The organism is Luethyella okanaganae (genome assembly GCF_042660285.1).
In the GTDB taxonomy this organism is placed as follows: domain Bacteria; phylum Actinomycetota; class Actinomycetes; order Actinomycetales; family Microbacteriaceae; genus Luethyella; species Luethyella okanaganae.
In genome coordinates, this window is sequence record NZ_JBHSTP010000001.1 from 185,061 (window position 1) to 203,663 (window position 18,603).

At 65.1% G+C, this 18,603-nt stretch carries 14 protein-coding genes and 1 tRNA gene; 8 read left to right on the forward strand and 7 right to left on the reverse strand.

All coding sequences use genetic code 11. The features are described 5' to 3' along the window. The first annotated feature begins 16 nt into the window (after positions 1 to 16). A complete protein-coding gene (locus ACFQB0_RS00865) occupies positions 17 to 1,177 on the forward strand; it encodes a glycosyltransferase (RefSeq protein WP_386726374.1) in 1,161 nt (386 codons plus the stop codon). On the opposite strand, the gene ACFQB0_RS00870 is transcribed toward ACFQB0_RS00865, so the two are convergent. After that, a complete protein-coding gene (locus ACFQB0_RS00870) occupies positions 1,166 to 2,011 on the reverse strand; it encodes an NAD-dependent epimerase/dehydratase family protein (protein WP_386729576.1) in 846 nt (281 codons plus the stop codon). The two genes, ACFQB0_RS00865 and ACFQB0_RS00870, sit on opposite strands and share 12 nt — an antisense overlap. A gap of 491 nt (positions 2,012 to 2,502) precedes the next feature. Between ACFQB0_RS00870 and ACFQB0_RS00875 the strand changes: the two genes are divergently transcribed. Then, a complete protein-coding gene (locus tag ACFQB0_RS00875) occupies positions 2,503 to 3,438 on the forward strand; it encodes an NAD-dependent epimerase/dehydratase family protein (protein ID WP_386726376.1) in 936 nt (311 codons plus the stop codon). 87 nt (positions 3,439 to 3,525) lie between these two features. On the opposite strand, the gene ACFQB0_RS00880 is transcribed toward ACFQB0_RS00875, so the two are convergent. Then, positions 3,526 to 4,788 (reverse strand): nucleotide sugar dehydrogenase, encoded by a 1,263-nt coding sequence (locus ACFQB0_RS00880; RefSeq protein ID WP_386726379.1) that lies wholly within the window; start codon positions 4,786 to 4,788, stop codon positions 3,526 to 3,528. A gap of 158 nt (positions 4,789 to 4,946) precedes the next feature. On the opposite strand from ACFQB0_RS00880, the gene ACFQB0_RS00885 reads away from it, so the two are divergent. Together ACFQB0_RS00885 and ACFQB0_RS00890 are read left to right on the forward strand one after the other, a co-directional pair. Next, the gene (locus tag ACFQB0_RS00885; protein ID WP_386726382.1) at positions 4,947 to 6,743 is read left to right on the forward strand and encodes a DUF4012 domain-containing protein; all 1,797 of its coding nucleotides are present in this window, start codon (positions 4,947 to 4,949) and stop codon (positions 6,741 to 6,743) included. 298 nt (positions 6,744 to 7,041) lie between these two features. Then, positions 7,042 to 8,364: a UDP-glucose dehydrogenase family protein gene (locus ACFQB0_RS00890; RefSeq protein ID WP_386726385.1), complete on the forward strand. Its 1,323-nt coding sequence runs from the start codon at positions 7,042 to 7,044 to the stop codon at positions 8,362 to 8,364. 130 nt (positions 8,365 to 8,494) lie between these two features. Here the strand turns inward: ACFQB0_RS00890 and ACFQB0_RS00895 are convergent, their stop codons facing one another. The 4 genes from ACFQB0_RS00895 to ACFQB0_RS00910 form a co-directional block, all read right to left on the reverse strand. Then, entirely contained in the window at positions 8,495 to 8,803 is a 309-nt protein-coding gene (locus ACFQB0_RS00895) for a hypothetical protein (protein ID WP_386726387.1), read from the reverse strand. A 216-nt stretch (positions 8,804 to 9,019) separates the two neighbouring features. Then, positions 9,020 to 9,093 (reverse strand) — tRNA-Pro (locus ACFQB0_RS00900). Positions 9,094 to 9,151: 58 nt separating this feature from the next. Further along, entirely contained in the window at positions 9,152 to 10,135 is a 984-nt protein-coding gene (locus ACFQB0_RS00905) for a metallophosphoesterase (protein ID WP_386726389.1), read from the reverse strand. After that, complete coding sequence (locus tag ACFQB0_RS00910; protein ID WP_386726392.1) at positions 10,135 to 12,696, reverse strand: transglycosylase domain-containing protein; 2,562 nt, start codon at positions 12,694 to 12,696, stop codon at positions 10,135 to 10,137. The genes ACFQB0_RS00905 and ACFQB0_RS00910 overlap by 1 nt, the downstream gene beginning before the upstream one ends. 131 nt (positions 12,697 to 12,827) lie before the next feature. Between ACFQB0_RS00910 and ACFQB0_RS00915 the strand changes: the two genes are divergently transcribed. Beyond that, on the forward strand, positions 12,828 to 13,061 hold the full coding sequence (locus ACFQB0_RS00915) for a hypothetical protein (RefSeq protein ID WP_386726395.1): 234 nt from the start codon (positions 12,828 to 12,830) through the stop codon (positions 13,059 to 13,061). Then, positions 13,061 to 13,531, forward strand: coding sequence for a RidA family protein (locus tag ACFQB0_RS00920; protein ID WP_386726397.1), 471 nt, complete (start codon positions 13,061 to 13,063; stop codon positions 13,529 to 13,531). The genes ACFQB0_RS00915 and ACFQB0_RS00920 overlap by 1 nt, the downstream gene beginning before the upstream one ends. Positions 13,532 to 13,590: 59 nt before the next feature. Here ACFQB0_RS00920 and acs read toward each other — a convergent pair whose 3' ends face one another. Beyond that, positions 13,591 to 15,537: an acetate--CoA ligase gene (gene acs, locus ACFQB0_RS00925; RefSeq protein ID WP_386726399.1), complete on the reverse strand. Its 1,947-nt coding sequence runs from the start codon at positions 15,535 to 15,537 to the stop codon at positions 13,591 to 13,593. A gap of 780 nt (positions 15,538 to 16,317) precedes the next feature. On the opposite strand from acs, the gene ACFQB0_RS00930 reads away from it, so the two are divergent. Together ACFQB0_RS00930 and ACFQB0_RS00935 are read left to right on the forward strand one after the other, a co-directional pair. Next, positions 16,318 to 17,478, forward strand: coding sequence for a TadA family conjugal transfer-associated ATPase (locus ACFQB0_RS00930; protein WP_386726401.1), 1,161 nt, complete (start codon positions 16,318 to 16,320; stop codon positions 17,476 to 17,478). Continuing rightward, entirely contained in the window at positions 17,475 to 18,536 is a 1,062-nt protein-coding gene (locus ACFQB0_RS00935) for a type II secretion system F family protein (protein ID WP_386726403.1), read from the forward strand. The genes ACFQB0_RS00930 and ACFQB0_RS00935 overlap by 4 nt, the downstream gene beginning before the upstream one ends. Positions 18,537 to 18,603 lie beyond the last annotated feature (67 nt).

Genomic DNA, 18,603 nt, shown 5'->3' on the forward strand with positions numbered 1-18,603 from the left:
CGGAACGGAAGTCCGTATGCATCGTGATGATGACGGACGAACGAAGAGCTATCACAACGCCGCCGCATACACGATCTGGAAGCCGTATGGTGAAGCGTTCGGGCGGGTGAACGTCGTTGGCCGTGTCGATATGTCGAGGGCGCAGTCGCATGGCGAATATGTCACCGGCCCAGCCGTCGGCGTCGTGCCCGTTCGGTTCTACTACGGACTTCGACGAATGCTTGTGAGCATGCCAAAAGTCATGTCGACGGTCTTCTCTCTCGGAGATCGAGACAGTATCTTCGTGGGTAAACTTCCTGAGCCGATTTCCCTCCTCCTCTATCTCCGCGCACGGAAGCTGAAGGCGACGTTCATAGCCCTCGTGGTATCGGAGCCGAACCAGCTCTACCGGGCGTTGGTCCCGGGTCTTGCGGGTCGCCTGCTTGCCGGCGTGTTCAGCTCGATCATGCGATCCTGCCTGCGGAATTCTTCGGCTGCGATCTACGTCACCCAGAGCTGGCTGCAGCAGCTCTACCCCGTTCGAGCCGGTGTACCGACGATGGGGTACAACAACATCGACATGGACGGGCTACTTGTAGATCGACCACGTCGGCATCCGAGTGCACAGGAGCATGAGTTCCGCCTCGTGAGCGTTGGGACCATGGAGACGAGCTACAAGAGATTCGATCAGCTGCTGGTCGTTCTCTCGAAACTGCGGAGGCAGGGCTTCAGCGTCGCGCTCACACTCGTCGGCGACGGTCGCGAACGAGGAGGGCTCGAGGCCCGTGCGAGCGAACTCGGCATCCGCGAGCATGTGACGTTCACCGGTCATATGGAGCATGCCGATGAGGTTCGCTCTGTGCTCGACGAGGCCGATGTGTTCGTTATGGCCTCAGCTGTCGAGGGTTTGCCGAGAGCGCTCATCGAGGCGATGGCACGGGCCTTGCCCGCTGTCTCCACCAGGGCGGGAGGTGTCGAAGAGCTGCTCGACGACGACGATCTCGTTGACATCGGTGATGTCGAGGCGCTTACGCGCCGCATCGCCCGTTTGTTGGCGGACCCGCACGAATACGATCGCACATCGACCGAGAACTTGAGCAGGTTGAGGGACCTCGCAGAGCTGACGACCGAGGCGCGGTTGATAACCTTCTTGAAGGGCGTCGCCGGCTCGCGTTCGTCGCCGGGCTCAAAGGCGTAGTCTCGGCGCGAAATCGAGGATGTCTGCTGCTCGTGTGATGTCGGCGCAACTGTAGCTCTCCCGTTCTTCGCCGACGAGGTCGAAGTAGAGTTCGCGGCGCTCGCCCAGGCGTTCGAGAAGCGCGCGGTTCGACGTCGGGACTCCTGTCCCGATGTTGATCACCTGGTGTCGCGCGGTTAGCTCCGCATCGACACAGGCCATGATCGCGTCGACCACGTCGTCTACGTGGACGTAGTCGCGAACGAAACGATCGAGGCCGTGTATCCGGACTGGTTGATCCGGCGTCGAGGTCAGGAGTTTTTGCACAACAGAGTCGGTGAAGTCGTCACCGTACAGATTGAAGATACGAAGTACCACAGCCGAAAGATTCGCTGACGTCTCGACGCACTTCACAAGGCCGCGTTCGGCGAGTTGTTTCGTTGATGCGTAGCTTGAGGCCCCCCGAAGAGGCGTGCCCTCGTGAATCGGCTCGCGATAGCCATCGCCGTAGACCGCGGCAGTTGAGGTGAAGACAATGCGCTCAGTGCCAAGCTCAGCGGCGATGCCAGCAAGTGCGATGGTGACTTCGACGTTGATCGCATTGGCTAGCTGAGGGTCGTTGTCACACGCGAGGCCGGTGATCGATGCGAGGTGGATGATCACGTCGGGGCGCGCAGTGGAGACGACTGAGTGCAGACGAGGCATGTCGGTCATGTCGAACGCGAACGCGTCGTCACCTCGTGAACCGTCCGTGTAGTGACGAAGGAAGACTGCTTCTACCCCCGATCTCGACTCTAGCCGCCTACGGACGGCACGGCCGAGTCTGCCGGATGCCCCGGTTACAAGAACTTTCATCGCGATCACTTGGCTGCCTCCCGAAAGCTCTCCCTCACTTCGGAGATCGGTGGTCTCCTCGACAATAGTGCCATTCGGGCGGGACGAGCGTTGGTTCCCGTTCCGGGCGGTCCGAGGTCGTGCGGAGACGTCGCGGCCAGTCGCATCCTCTCCCTGACCGCGGGCGACTTCGCGGCGGCAAGCGAGGTATGAAGGCCTGTAACGTAGTGCCCGTGGAGTTCGGAAGTTGACGTTTTCGGTGTTGATTGGGGGCCAGATCGGTACATCTCTCAGGCGGGTCCAACCGGCGTTCTAGCCCATGGCTGGGGGATTGAGCCCATGGCGTCGGTCGATCTCGTTGGGACTGTTTTCCTCGCAGCACTGATCGTTGCTTGTACTTGGCAAAGGATGCCCGGTGCACCAGATTCTCCTTGGCTGTGCCGCATCCGCCGACGAGGCAGTAGCGGAGAATCTCGTTCTTCGCGGTTCCAACAGAATGGAAGATCCCTATCGTGCGAATACTGATCACCGGTGGCGCAGGCTTTATCGGCTCGAATCTCGTGCGCTACCTTTTAGCGCGCGACTCGTCATTCGACATTCGAGTGATCGATGACCTTAGCACCGGGCGGATGACGAATCTCGCCGGGCTCAGCGTGGATGTGCGGATAGCATCGATCGCCGATGCCGAGGCTATGCGCTCGGCCGTCGAAGGCGTCGATGCGGTCGTGCACCTTGGTGCGCTCGGAAGCGTCCTGCGCTCAATCGACGATCCCTTCGCGAGTCATGTCGCGAATCTGACGGGCACGCTTTCCGTGCTCGAAGCGGCGCGCTCGGTCGGAGCATACGTGGTATCTGCTTCATCCAGTTCGGTTTACGGCGCGAATCTGAAGCTCCCGAAGTCCGAATTCGATTGGACTCGCCCGATGAGTCCGTACGCGGTGACCAAGCTTGGTGCCGAGGGTTACACGCTCGCCTATCAATTTGCCTACGGAATGGAGACCCTCGCTTTCAGGTTCTTCAATGTGTACGGCCCGCTTCAGCCGGCCGATCATGCGTATGCTGCAGTTATCCCGCGGTTTGTCGATGCCGCACTGAATGGCAGGCCGCTCCTCGTGCACGGTGACGGGCTCCAGTCAAGAGACTTCACTTACGTCGACAGTGTATGCGCAGCGTTGTACTCGGCTTGCGTGGGACGTGTTGTGGCGCAGGATCCGATCAACCTTGCGTTTGGTACGAATACGAATCTACTTGAACTCATTGGTGTCATTGAGAGTGAGCTTGGCTTTCCGGTCAAGGTGAGGCGCGTTGCGAGCCGTGCCGGCGATGTCCGTGCGTCTCAATCGGATGGGCTTCGCATCCGTGAGTACTTTACGGAACTCTCCCCGGTGCCGCTCTCAGAGGGCGTTGCCAGGACGGTCAGCTGGTTCAAGGATCAGCGGGCACGCTAGAAACCTTCTGCGAGAGCTGCTACGTGCTCTCCGACACAGGGGCAGCCCGAGCAAGGTATCGTGTCGGCGAGCGCTGGTGTCGTCCGGCTACAATCGTTCGACGCTTGGTCCACGCAGTCGATTGCGAGTGTCGAGCACCAAAGTCGAGGATTGCTCGATCAACTCGAAATCGAAGCGCGCATGATCTGTCACCAGAATGGCGATATCAGCCGCACCGAGCGTTTCCGATGTCAACTCGACACGCTCAACACCGACTGGCCAACGGTGCGCTTCCACATGTCCATCGATTGCCTGCACGAGTGCGCCATATTCCTGAAGGAGCTCGACGAGTCGAACCGAGGGAGACTCGCGAATGTCTCCGGTGTCGCGCTTGTATGCAAGTCCCACGAGGAGCACGCGCGATCCGCGAAGGGCGTTACCTGCGTCGTTGAGCATGCGCATAGTGCGTTGCACAACGTAGTCGGGCATGTGGTTGTTAATGTCGTTGGCGAGTTCGACGAAGCGAAAGCTCTGCCCGAGCATCTTGCGAACCTGCCACGACAGATAGCTCGGATCGACGGGAAGGCAATGACCGCCAACTCCGGGGCCGGGCGTGAAGCGCATGAATCCGAAAGGCTTCGTCGCAGCGGCATCGATCGCCTCCCAGACGTTCACCCCAAGCTGAGTCGCGAAGATCGCGAGCTCGTTCACGAGCGCAATGTTCACATGGCGGAATGTGTTCTCGAGCAATTTAGTGAGTTCTGCTTCCTTCGGAGTGCTCACTGGCACGAGCTGCTCGACGAGATTTCCATAGAACTCCTTCACCCGCGAGAGCGATTCGGCGTCGATCCCAGAGACGACCTTTGGCGTGTTTACGAACCCCCATCTCGAATTGCCAGGATCGATGCGTTCTGGGCTGTATCCCACGTAGAAGTCGCGGCCCGCGACGAGACCGGAGCCCTGCTCAAGAATCGGCACGAGGAGCTCTTCAGTAGTGCCTGGGTAGGTCGTCGATTCGAGAATCACTGTCGCGCCGATGCTGAGTGTCTGTGCAAGTGAGGCGGCGGCCGATTGGATATAGGAGAGGTCCGGGATACTCTCGCGCAGGGGCGTTGGCACCGTGATGACGGCGATCGCGAAGCCCTCCGATCTTCGGTAGTCGTCGGTCGGGAGGTACCTGCCGCTCGCCAGCGCGGCAGCCAGATCGGCGTCGCCAATGTCTTCAACGTATGAGGTTGCGGCGATGAGTCCCGACACCCGTCGGCTGTCGAGTTCGACGCCGACGACGTCGTAACCGACAGCGACCGCACGCATAGCGACGGGGAGTCCGACATAACCTTGCCCGACGATGACGACTTTTTCGACTGTCAAGGTCTCTATCCCTCATTAGATACCGCGAACTGTCTGCTTGAACGTAGCACGAGCAAATCAAGTCATGTTGCCAGAGCTCGTGGGTTTATGCGCCGTAGTCGACAGGCGCCGCGGTGTCTGCCCAACATCCTCCAGCCGAAACCCATAGCATTGTAGAGGTGAGCAGCAGGGCGGCAGGGGGCGCGATGCGGGCGCGGAGACCATTGGTGCGCAGCGCGAGGCTGTGGGTTCCGCTCGGCGTGTTCGTAGCATTCGTGATCGGGGGCGGGCTCGGGGCATGGACGCTGTACCAGGCTGCGAACGATGTGCGAGCCGATCTCGAAGCCGCACGCGCCGAACTCGCTACTGCGCAGAGCGCCGTCGCAGCGGGCGACACCACGAGGCTCGTTGGGTCGGTCGATGCCGCTGTCGCCTCGGCAGACAAGGCAGTGATCGGCACGAGGGGCTGGCTCTGGGCATTGGGCGAGGCGATCCCAGGACTCGGCGAGAACTTTCGCGCTGTCCGGGTGATCGCTGAGAGCACGCAGACGGTGACGGCCGAGGTCGGCCAGCCGGGGGTTGCCATCGTGGCCCGTCTCTCATCGCCGATCGACCCTGCAACCGGTGGCTTCGACGTGACGGTCATCCGCGAGGCGCGGGATCTGACCGCGACCACTGAGCAGACCTTCGACCGTGTCGTGGCCGACCTCGGCACGCTCGATGCCGACGCGACGATCGGCCAGATCGCATCGGCGGCCGAGGAGTTCGTGTCGCTGATCGACTCGGCTCGCTCGGCATTGCCGCCGATCGAGGCCGGAATCTCTGCAGCGAGCATGATCCTCGGCGTCGACGGGCCGAGAACCATCGACCTGGCGTTCATGAACAGTGCCGAAGCATCGGGGCTCGGGGGAGGGCCGAGCGCTCAGATGCTCATGAGCGCCGATGAGGGGCATCTCTCGTTCGGCCAGCAACCGTCGAGCGCGAGCTTTCGCAACGGCGTCGATCTCGGCCTGCCGATCGAAGATCCCGTACGCCAGCTCTATAACACGATCCTCACCGACAACATCAACGCCTCGACAAGCCGGCCCGATCTGCCCTACTCGGCGAGTATTCTCAACGCCTGGCTGCAGCGCGACCTCGGCGTCACCGTCGATGGAATCGTGCTTGCGGACCCGATGGCTCTCGCGGCCATCCTCTCGGTCACGGGGCCGGTTGCCCTGCCCGATGGCACGCAGCTCGACGCCGGGAACGCCGTATCGATGCTGCTCAACGAGGCATACCTCAGGTTCTCCGATCCCCTCGACCAAGACGCGTTCTTCAAGGCGGCGGCGTTCGCGGTCTTCGAGAAGCTGCTCTCGGGTGGCTTCGAGCTGCGCCCGATGCTGAGCGCCTTGACCACCGCGGCGAACAACGGCAGCCTCATGGTGTGGAGTGCCGACCCCGTGGTGCAGTCCGCGCTCGATGGAACCCGTTTGCAGGGGACGCTTCCCACGAGCAATGCGGATGCCTCGGTGATCGGCGTGTACTTTCGCGATCGATCGTCGTCGAAGTCCAGCTACTATCTGAGCACGGCGACGACCGTCACCACGAACACGTGTGCACCTGAAGCCCCCACATATACGGTCGAGGTGACGTTAGGGATCTCACTGCCACCAGGGGTGGAGCTTCCCCCGTACGCTTACAGCCAGCTATATGACTTCTGGCGCACCGAAGTCTTCGTCTACGGCCCGGTCGGCGGCTCGGGCACGGCCGCGACGATTCCGGTCCCTGCCCGCAGTGGGGAGACCGGTCCGGCCGTCGACGATCTCGGCCGACCGGTCGTCAAGTTCACGATCGACTCCGACGACGGACAGCAGGCCACGGTGAGTGCCACCTTCGCGGGCAGGCCCGGGGACGTTTACGCGCCGACCGAGGTGCGCACCACGCCGATGATCAACCCCACCACGGTCACCCTGGTTCAGGCGAACTGCGGCTAGCGCGTGGCGGGCTCAGCCCAGGATCCGGCCGCCCTGCGACATCCGCCACCAGATCACGGGCACCGGTCACCCTGCCTGCATCGCGTGCAGGCAGGGACACGATGAGCGCGAGAGCGCGGCCAGACAAAGGCGCAAGAACGATGCTCGTCGTCGGCAGTCATGGTCGTGGAGCGCACGAGCGGTTCCGCTCGGGCCGGTCAGCCGCGGGGTGCTCGCGCACCCGCGGGGTCCAACGCTCGTCATCCCCTGAAGTCGCCTCCGCCTGACAGAATGGGACGGGTTCGACGGAAGGGTCTCCATGCGCATCTCGGTGATCGGCTGTGGCTACCTCGGCGCCGTGCACGCCTCTGCGATGGTCGAACTCGGACACGATGTCGTCGGCGTCGATGTCGACGGTGCGAAGATCGCACAGCTGGCGGCTGCGAAGCCGCCGTTCTTCGAGCCGGGACTGCCTGAGATCCTCACCTCGGCATCGGCGAGCGGCCGGCTCCGTTTCAGCACCGACATAGCCGACGCGGCAGACGCGACGGTGCACTTCGTCGCGGTCGGCACCCCGCAGACACGAGACGGCCGCGCCGCAGACCTGAGCTATGTGGACGCCGCGATAGAGGGACTCCTTCCCTTTCTCAAGCCCGGCGACCTCGTCGTCGGCAAGAGCACCGTTCCCGTCGGCACCGCCGCCCGGCTAGCGTCGGTCATCGCCGGGCGGGGCAACGGCGCGACCCTCGCCTGGAATCCCGAGTTCCTTCGCGAGGGCTATGCGGTGAGGGACACGATCGAACCCGACCGATTGGTCTACGGCGTGGCGGACGAGCGAGCGGCAGCCGTTCTCGACGAGGTGTATGCCGCGGCGCTCGCGGCAGGCACGCCCCGCATCGTCACCGACTATGCCACGGCAGAGCTCGTCAAGGTGTCGGCGAACGCCTTCCTCGCCACCAAGATCTCCTTCATCAATGCGATGGCCGAGATCGCCGAGGCGACCGGCGCGGACGTCACCCAGCTCGCGGATGCGCTCGGGCACGACACGCGTATCGGCCGCCGTTTCCTCAACGCCGGTGTCGGCTTCGGAGGGGGGTGCCTGCCCAAGGACATCCGCGCGTTCACCGCGCGGGCGGAGGAACTCGGTCGCGGCGAGTCCGTCGTGTTCCTCAAGGAAGTCGACGCGATCAATCTGCGGCAACGGCAACGGGTCGTCGATCGTGCCATCGAGGCGCTCGGAGGTTCCGTGCACGGCCGGAAGATCGTCGTGCTCGGCGTCACATTCAAGCCGGAGTCCGACGATGTTCGCGACTCTCCCGCGCTCGATGTGGCCGTGCAGCTCAAGGGCTTGGGAGCCGACGTCGTCGCTACCGACCCGCAGGGCATCGAGAATGCGCGGCTGCGGCATCCTCAGCTGAGCTATGAGCCGGACCTGGATCTCGCGCTCCGCGACGCCGACCTCGTCGTGCTCGTGACCGAGTGGCGCCCGTACCGCGACCTCGACCCCGTGCGGGTCGGTGCGTCGGTGCGTGCCAGGACGATCATCGACGCCCGCAACGTGCTCGATCCGGAGACCTGGCGGGCCGCCGGATGGCACTATCGCGGCATGGGGCGTGCCTCGGGCGCGAGCGTTCTCAGTTGACCCTCGGGCCTCAGCCGCTCGGGTCGTGAGTGCGCGTGCCAGCCTGAGGCGCGCCGCGATCCGTCGCGTTCAAGGTTCGCGACCGCGTGCGGTCCGTGCTGATCCCGGCTGTCGGACCCTGTCGCCGATCTCACCGATGCCGACGGATCCCCTCCGCGATCTGCTCGACAGAGGGGATCCCGGCGAGACCAGTCTCTGTGCGATACACACGGCACGCGAGATCCGCTGTTCTTGCACCGTCGGGGAACGCGTCGGACCCGTCGATCAGAATCGTCGGCGACCCTGCGAATGGCGCGTTCGCCGCCTCATCACGCGTCGCCAACAGCCGGAACCCGATGCCGACCGAGCCCAGCCCGGCGGAGTCCAGGGCGGCCCGCACCCGCTTGCCTGCCTCGACCCAGTTCTGGCACTCGTCGATGTGTAGAATCTCGACCTTCATGTAACCATCATCACACCGGACGATCTCCGATTGGCGTGCCGAAGCGAGCATGGATCAGCGCGACGTTCCCGACCGGCGACCACCATCAACACCAGCACACGGCCAGCTCATCCGCGATTGCCAACCCCAGAAACCACAAACCCCCCTCCCAAAGGAGGGGGGGAAGTGAACCATGTCCCGACACATCCTGGAAGGATGTCTCGACAAATCACACGGTCGGGGTGACAGGATTTGAACCTGCGACCTCGTCGTCCCGAACGACGCGCGCTACCAAGCTGCGCCACACCCCGGTGGCCCCGAAGAGCCTCCATAAGAATAGCCGATAAATCACACGGCCCATGCACACCGCTAGGCGGAGGCGACGAGCGTGAGCAGGGTGGCCTCCGGCGGGCAGGCGAAGCGCACGGGGGCGTAGATCGAGGTTCCGAGACCGGCTGACACGTTCAGGAAGGCCGAGTGCAAGCCGTGGCTCCACACGCTGAGTCCTCTGACCTGTCGGTGCGGGATGTCGCAGTTGGTGACGAGGGCACCGTAGCCGGGCACGCAGACCTGGCCGCCGTGCGTGTGTCCGGCGAAGATCACCTGGGCGCCGTGGTTGACGAAGGAGTTGAGCACTCTCTGATAGGGGGCGTGCGCAACGCCGATCGTGACCGTCGGACGTGGCGCGGGGGCGTCCTGGGCATCCGGCCAGGTCTCCTCGCCGAGCGGGTCGTTCGCCCGCAACTCGTCGATGGCGCCGGCGATGAGCTCAAGCCGGTCGTAGTGCTTATGCGGATCGTCGACGCCGAAGAACTCGAGATGCGTGCCGTTCACGTCGATCGAGGCCGCGGTGTTGTTGAGGTCGATCCAGCCGAGCTCGCGGAACGCCCCGTGCAGTCGGGCGATGTCGAGTCTCGCGGCCCGCTGCATCGGCCTCGACCGCCTGCTGAAATACAGAAAAGGGTTCTTGAGGACCGGGCCGAAATAGTCGTTCGAACCGTTGACGAAGACGCCCGGCACACCGCGGAAGCGCTCGAAGGCGTACTCGATGCCGTCGATGCCGCGCTCATGGCCAAGGTTGTCCCCCGTGTCGACGACGAGGTCGGGTTCGAGGTCGGCGAGAGCCCGCACCCACTCCTGCTTGTCGCGCTGCCACGGAGCCATATGCAGGTCGGAGAGGTGCAGAACCCGGATCGGGGCGGCCCCGGGCGGCAGAACGGGCGCTGTGGCCTCGCGCAGCGTCCAGCGGGTCCGCTCGACGAGCGAGCCCCAGGCGAAAGTGGCGAGACCCGCCGCACCCACCGCTGTGGCGATCGTCGCGACGGCCTTGCCGCCTGTCGTCGGTGCCGGCACTAGCCGTTGCCTGGGGACTTGCCGATTGTGACCGTGACCTGCGTGCCCACCTTGACCGGGGTGCCTGCGGCAGGATCGGTCGCGATCACCTTGTTGTTCTGGCTCGGGTCGGCGACCGGCTGCTGCTTGACCTTGACCTGGAACCCGGCGAGCGTCGCCTTCGCCGCGTTCTCGTCCATGCCCGCGACGTTCGGCAACAGCGTCAGGGATCCGTTGCTCGTGTAGGCCGTGACGACGGAGCCCCGGGGTGCCTCACCGGCGGGGCTAGTGCCCGAGACCTGTCCGGCGGGCAGCTCAGAATCCTGCTGTCCGCCGTCCTCGAAGCCGAAGCCGGCGTTCTCGATGAGGTTGCGCGCCTCGTCGATCGACTTGCCGCGCACATCGGGGATCGAGGCTGTGACGGTCTTGAGCGCCCCGCTCGAAGCCTCGGGGAAGTCGCCACCGCCGTACTTTCCATTGGCGACCGACATGATGCGCGGCCAGATCTGGTGGCGGATCTGGGCGGCCTGCCCGGCGTCGAAGAAGGTGTTTCGCAGGTTGGCGTGTCCTGAGACGTTGAAGACGCCGACGACGGTGGCGACCTTGGTGCTCGCCCCGCTCATCCAGGTGGCCTCGTTGTTGTCGCTTGTTCCGGTCTTGCCGATCATGGGCACCCGGGGGTTGGTGCGGTTATTCGAGGGGGCCGCCGTTCCAGAGGTCATGACGCGCCGCATGGCATAGGCCATGCCCGCCGTCACAGCGGTGTCGACCTTCTGGGCGCACTCGCCGCTCGGCAGCACGAGCGCGCTGCCGTCGGACTTGACGATCGGGCTGCCGTCCTTGTGGGTGATGCGGTCGATGGCGACGGGCTTGCACACGGTGCCGCTCGCCGCGATGCCGGCGAACGCCTCCGCCATCGAGAGCGGGGCGATCTCGTTCGTGCCGAGGATCGACGCAGGCCCCTGTTGCAGCGGATCGAAGTCGGCGCGGTGCACGCCGAAGGCCTCGGCCGTCTGACGGATGCCGCAGAGGTCGAGCTGCTTGGCCATGGCGACGAAGCCGGTGTTGATCGATTGTTCGGTGGAGTACAGAGCCGTATAGGTGCCGCCGCCGCCGCCCTCGTCGTTCCTCGGGTTCCAGCTCGGATCGCTCTGCGGACCGTTGCAGCTGTCTCGGAAGGTTCCCCAATTCGACCTTCTGCGGCCGTCGACGCTCTCGTTGAGCGAGTGGCCCTCCTTGAGCCATTCGCCGAGGGTGAACACCTTGTAGGTCGAGCCCGGCTGGAAGCCGCTCGAACCACCGTAGTCGCGATCGGTATTGTAGTTGACGGCGCTGTAGTTCGCGCCGCTTGCGAGCACCTCGGGGTCGTTGCTGTAGTCCTTGTTCTGAGCCATGGCGAGGATCCTGCCGCTGCCCGGCTGTACCGACACGGCGACACTGCCGATGTCGACGCTGTCATCGACCCGTGGGATGAGCTCGTTGATGGCGGACTCGGACGCGTTCTGCACGTCCAGGTCGACGGTCGTGAAGATCTCGAGGCCGCCGCGCTGCAGCATCGCGATACGATCCTCCTCGGTCTCTCCGAAGGCTGGATCGTTCTTGATGACCCAGGTCACATAGTCGCAGAAGTACGCGGAGCCCCCGGCCGTCTGGCAGCCAGAGCTCGGCGGGTTGATCGACGGAGCGATCGCGGCGGCGGCGGCCGCGTCGTGCTGCTCCGGCGTGATCTTCTTGTGCTCGAGCATCTTGTCGAGGATGTAGTTGCGCCGTTCCTTGGTCTTCGCGTAGCCGTCGGCCGCGCCATTGACCTCGTTGTCGGGCTGGTCGAGGCGGTACTCCGTCGGGCTGTTGACGATCGCGAGGAGTGCGGCGGCTTGTTCGACGGTGAGGTCTTTCGCGCTCACGCGGAAGTAGTACTGGCTCGCGGCCTCGATGCCGTAGACGCGGCCGCCGAAGAAGGCGATATTGAGGTAGCCCTGCAGGATCTGGTCCTTCGTGTACTCCTTCTCGAGACCGATCGCGTACCGCATCTCCTTGAGCTTGCGCTCGGGACTCTGCTCGGTCGCGGCGTCGTAGGCGGCCATCTTCTCCTCGTCGGTCTTCGCCTTGGCGACGTTCTGCTCGATGAGCACGTTCTTCACGTACTGCTGTGTGATCGACGAGCCGCCCGAGATCTCACGACCCATGGCATTGAAGAGCACGGCGCGCACGGTGCCCTGCAGATCGATTCCTCCGTGGTCGTAGAAACGGGGATCCTCACCGGCGATCGCGGCGTCCTTGGCGAACTGCGAGATGCTGTCCCAGCCGACTTCCTGCCGGTTCTGGTCGTAGAACGAAGCCAGCTTCACGACGGAGCCGTCAGCGTTCGTCGCGTAGATGTTGGAGCCCTCGGCCAGATCGCCGATCTCGAGATAGCCGGGCAGGTTCTCGAACATGCTGATGGAGTTGTTGGCGGCTATGCCGGTCACAGCGAGGGCGGGAGTCACCGCGGCCGTAACCAGGACGCCGGCGACGACACTCATCCCGAGGAAGCCGAGGAAGCCTCCGAGCGCTCCGCTCGCCGTTCGATTTTGGGCAGACATATAGTTGACCCTAGGTGAAAAAGCTGAAAAACCGCCTTGTCGCGGCGGTCGGGGTTCGCGCACGTCGCTGCTAGGAGCGAACCACGAACCGCAACATCCGTCAACACACCCCCCGATATAAGGAGCTGCAGATGCCCGCCTGGGAGTACATCACGACCCCGCTGATGATCCACAACACCGCCGCGATCCTCAACAACTGGGGTTCGGAGGGCTGGGAGCTCGTGCAGGTCGTCAGCGGCCCGGAAGGCGGGCTCGTCGGCTACCTCAAGCGCCCCGTCGGCGGCTCGGAAGCCGACTCCGGCGCGGCCTCTGCCGGCGTTGCGGCGGCGAGCGGCGCCGCGGCGGCATTCGAGGGGGAGAACTGATGTCGCAGATCGACGCCCGTCTCGCCGAACTCGGCATCACGCTTCCCGAGGTCGCCCGTCCCGTGGGTGCCTACGTTCCGGCCGTGGTCTCGGGCGATCTCGTCTTCACCTCCGGCCAGCTGCCGTTCGTGGACGGCGCCCTTCCGGCGACGGGCAAGGTCGGCGATGCTCACGGGCTCGTGCCCGCATCCGCCGCCAAGGACTACGCCCGTATCTGCGCGCTCAACGGCCTTGCCGCCATCCGCGCCGCGATCGGCTCGCTCGACCGGGTGACGCGGGTGGTCAAGGTCGTCGGCTTCGTCGCGTCCGACCCGTCTTTTACTGGTCATCCTGGCGTGATCAATGGGGCGTCGGAGCTTCTGGGCGAGGTCTTCGGCGACATCGGCGTGCACGCGCGCTCCGCCGTCGGCGTCGCGGCGCTGCCGCTCGACTCTCCCGTCGAGATCGATTTCGTGGTGTCGTTCGCCTGACGGCTCGAAACGCAGTGGGGCGGAGGTCGTGACCTCCGCCCCCACGCAGTCCAGACGGTTCAGCGCACCTTGTCGCTGATGACCTGCATGACCGAGGCGTCCGAGAGCGTCGTGGTGTCGCCGATCTCGCGCCCCTCGGCGAGGTCGCGGAGCAGGCGGCGCATGATCTTGCCGGAGCGCGTCTTCGGCAGCTCGTTGACGATGAAGACCTCGCGGGGGCGGGCGATCGCACCGATCTGCCGCGCGACGTGCGCCCGCAGCAAGACGCTCGCCTCTTCCGGCGAGACGGCGTCCTCCTGGCTGGCCTTGAGGATGACGAAGGCGACGACGGCCTGACCGGTCGTCTCGTCACTCGCGCCGACGACGGCCGCCTCGGCCGTGAGCGGATGGGCGACGAGAGACGACTCGATCTCGGCCGTCGAGAGACGGTGCCCCGAGACGTTCATCACGTCGTCGACACGCCCGAGCAGCCAGATGTCGCCGTCCTCATCGATGCGGGCGCCGTCGCCGGCGAAGTACCTGTCGCCGAACTTCTCCCAGTACGTCTCCGTGAAGCGCTCCGGGTCGCCCCAGATGCCGCGCAGCATCGACGGCCACGGCTCGCTCACGACCAGCAGCCCGCCGCCTTCCGAGACGGGTGCGCCGTTGTCGTCGAGCACCTCGATCTCGATTCCCGGGACGGGCGTCTGAGCCGATCCGGGCTTGAGATCGGTGATGCCCGGCAATGCCGAGATCATGATCGCTCCCGTCTCGGTCTGCCACCAGGTGTCGACGACGGGGATGCTGCCGCCGCCGATGACGTGGCGATACCAGATCCAGGCCTCTGGGTTGATGGGCTCGCCGACCGATCCGAGTAGACGCAGCGATCGCAGGTTGAATTCCTGGGGGATCTGACGGCCGAGCTTCATGAACGAGCGGATGGCGGTCGGCGCGGTGTAGAAGATCGAGACCTTGTACTTCTCGATGATCTCCCACCAGCGACCGGGGTGGGGGCTGTCGGGTGTGCCCTCGAAGAGTACCTGGGTCGCCCCGTTGGCGAGCGGGCCGTATACGACGTAGCTGTGGCCGGTGATCCAGCCGATGTCGGCCGTGCACCAGAAGACGTCCTTCTCAGGATGCAGGTCGAACACGTTCTTGTGGGTGAATGCGGTCTGGGTGAGGTAGCCGCCCGAGGTGTGCAGGATGCCCTTGGGCTTTCCCGTCGTGCCGGAGGTGTAGAGGATGAATAGCGGGTGCTCGGCGGGGAAACCCTTGGCCACGTGCTCGGCATCGACCGCGGCGAGTTCGTCGCGCCACCACAGGTCGCGTCCCTCGGTCCATTCCACCTCGTTGCCGCCCCGCTTGACGACGAGGACGTTGCGAACCGTGGACTCGCCGTCGGCGAGAGCGGTGTCGACGGTTGTCTTCAACGGGAAGACCTTGCCTTTGCGATATCCGCCGTCGGCCGTTATGACGATCGAGGCGCTGGCGTCATCGATGCGGGTGCGGAGGCTCTCGGCGCTGAACCCGCCGAAGACGACCGAGTGCACCGCGCCGATGCGGGCCACAGCGAGCATGGAGATGACGGCCTCGGGGATCATCGGGAGATAGATGGCGACCCGGTCGCCCGCGGAGACACCCAAGCTCGTGAGCAGGTTGGCGGCCTTCTTCACCTCGGCCGTGAGCTCGGCGTAGCTGTAGTCGCGGCTGTCGCCCGGCTCGCCTTCCCAATGCAGCGCGATGCGGTTCCCGTTGCCGGCTTCGACGTGTCGGTCGAGGCAGTTGTACGCGACGTTGAGCTCTCCGTCGTCGAACCACTTCGCGAAGGGCGGGTTGGTCCAGTCGAGGGTGCGCGTGAACGGTCTGTGCCAGTGCAGGAGCTCCTTGGCCTGCGCCGCCCAGAAGCCGAGGCGGTCGGCCTTGGCCGCATCGTAGAGGGCCAGGGAGGCCACGGCCTGCGCCGCGAATTCGGGACTGGGCCGGAAACGGCGGATCTCTTCGAGGTTGTGGTCGATCTGGACGCTCATTGGTGTGTGTCGCTCCTTTGCGCTGCGTGTCTGGTTATTCTCCAGGCGATGACCTGCCCCAGACAGACCCTACTCTTTGCGCGAAACGGGTTCGACCTGTGTCGACGACGTGGCGCGAAATCGGTCGTTTGCTGCAAGCCGCCCGCTAGTCGGCCGGGATCGGAGAACTAAGGAGTTGCAAAAGCAGCTTGGACGCGTACACTTAGATGCGCGCGAATGAAAATTCGGGCGTGTGGCGTATGTGGTTCCCCCCAATCCTGCGCCGCTGAGGCGGCATCTGTTCCCCCCAATAGGTGCCGCCCCCTTCTTTTAAGCCTTGTAAACCTTTGAAGCGCTGGTTGTTTCTGTGTTGGCTGCCGTGGATTGCGGCGCTCGATGGCGTGTTTTCGCGCAGTTCGGTCGTTAGCTGCTTCCTCCCCGTCCGAACAGCGCAGCCATCGGCCGAGCTGGGTCAACAGCCAGGGCTACATCGCCTTGCAGCGCGAAAAGGCCGGCCATACCATCGAGTTCCGAGGCACTGATGTTCTGCTTCGGCCTCCCAATTAGATCTAAAGCAGACGACCCGCCACCCATCGCTGCGAATCACAGCTGAGCTAGATCTAAAGCAGACGACCCGCCCCCCATCGCTGCGAATCACAGCTGAGCGCAGCGCGCAGGCGTCGGGCTCAGACGGCGAGGCCTTCGAGCGTCGTGTCCTGCACCGTGTCGGTCCCCCTTTCGTTCTCCCCAGATGGTCTCGTCGCGCCCCCTCTGAGGGCGTCGAGCACATAGGCTTCCGCCGTGATTCAGCCCTTCGTCGCGGTTCCCAGCTACGCCGATGCTGGCACGGTCGCGGTGGATTCGCACGCGAGATCCCTCGGCATCGAGATCGACGCCGGGTCGCTGTCGAGTGGCGCGGCGAAAGTCGATTCGCCGAGCTCGGCGACCCGTGTCACGAATGGCTGCTTCGAAGCGCCGTCGTTCGCCTCGGTGGACAGTGGACGGCACGGCCGAGGGACCGGGCAGATGGCTCCTGCCATCGACTCGAGTGTTCTCGGTCCACTTGAGCCGTTCGCGAGGCGCACCGGAGTGACCGATCTCTTCGTCAACGGCGACCGGGGGCTCTGGATCGACGACGGACACGGCGCGCGGCGCGTGCAGGAATGGGATCGCGACGAGCAGGAGGTGCGCGACCTCGCGGTACGCCTCGTCGCCATCGGCGGACGCCACGTCGACGAGGCGACGCCGTGCGTCGATGTGCGCCTGGGCGGAGGCATCCGGGTGCACGTCGTCCTGTCGCCGATCTCGACAACGGGTACCGTGCTCTCGGTGCGGATGCCGCGATCCGAAGGACTCTCGCTCGTCGCCCTCGAGCGCGCTGGGATGTTCACGGCGGCGCTCGCCCGTGGGCTCGTGGACGCCGTCGAACGCAGGGAGAACCTGCTGGTGACCGGAGCAGGCGGGAGTGGCAAGACGACGCTACTTGCCGCCCTGCTCGGAGCAGCCCCGGCGAACGAGCGCATCGTGACGATTGAGGATGTCGCCGAATTGCGCATCGATCACCCGCATGTCGTCGGACTCGAGGCGAGACAGGCGAACCTCGAGGGAGCCGGTCGCGTCGGTCTCGAGAGCCTTCTGCGGGAGGCACTGCGCATGCGACCGGATCGACTCGTCGTGGGCGAGTGCCGTGGCGCCGAGGTCCGCGAACTGCTCGCCGCGCTCAACACAGGACACGACGGAGGTGCCGGAACGTTGCATGCCAACTCCCTGCATGACGTCCCCGCTCGCATCGAGGCGCTCGGTGCGCTGGCGGGGATGAGTTCGCAGGCGGTCGCACGTCAAACCGTGAGCGCGATCGGACTCGTCCTGCACCTCGAGCGCCGTGACGGGGTGCGGCGGCTGGCCCAGATGGGGCGGTTCGCCGTGGATCGACGAGAGCGGCTCGTAGTGGAGGAGCAATGAGGAGTGCGCCACCGGCCATGGAAGCCGTCGCGGCGGTTACACAACGGCTCGCCGTGCTCCTCGCCGCCGGCGTTCCGCCGCAGGCCGTGTGGCGATATCTCGATGCGGCGACGGCCTCGAAACAGGGCGGATCCGGCGCGACGGTGGGCCATGGCTCCGCAGGACACGAGCTTGGAGCCGTGGGCAATAGGATGACGAACCCGACTGCCGCCGTCATCGGGGCGGCCGAGCGGGCTGGAGCCCTCGGAGAGGGCATCGCCGACGCCATCGCGAGTGCCGCGACCGAGGCCGTCGCAGCTGCAACGCCGAGGGGTTCGCGGTCGGCACGGCGAGAGGGGATCGCGCGCGCGTGGCTGGCTCTCGCCGCGGCGTGGGCGGTGGCGACGGAGTCTGGAGCGCCCCTGGCCGCGTGTCTGCGAGAGTTGGCGGCATCCTTCCGCGCCCAGGCGCAGCTCGAACGCGACCTCGAGGTCGCTCTGGCCGGGCCACGCGCAACGGCCCGCCTGGTCGGAGCGATGCCCGCCATCGGAGTGCTGTTCGGAAGCATCATGGGATTCAACACCGTGGAAACACTGTTCACGACTGTTCCGGGACTCCTATGCCTTGCGACAGGTTCGGCTCTCATGCTGTCTGGCGCGCGATGGAGTGGAGCACTCGTGCGCCGTGCCGGTGCCGACCCGGGGGTGCCCGGGCTCTCCATCGAGCTCACGGCGATCGCGATGTCCGGAGGAGCCTCGACGGAGCGAGCTCGCGAGCTCGCGCGGACCGCCATGGCACGTTACAGCGGTACGGAGGCACCACGAAGAGCCGTGGATGACCTGATCGTCGAGGCCGTCCTCGCGCTTTCGCGACGGGCGGGAGTTCCGGCGGTCGAGTTGCTGAGAAGCGAGGCGGAAGGAATGCGTCTCGACGCGCGGAGCGATGGCCAGCGGCGCGCGGCGCGCCTCGCCGTCGCACTTATGATCCCCCTCGGTCTGTGCGTGCTTCCGGCGTTCATGCTGCTCGGGGTCGCGCCGCTCCTGCTCGCGGTCGTGTCCTCCACATTCGCGGGTTTCTGACGCAGTACACGGATCACGGCTCGGCCGTCCGGCGACTGGCCGGGAGGAGCAACACTGGGGGTGCTCG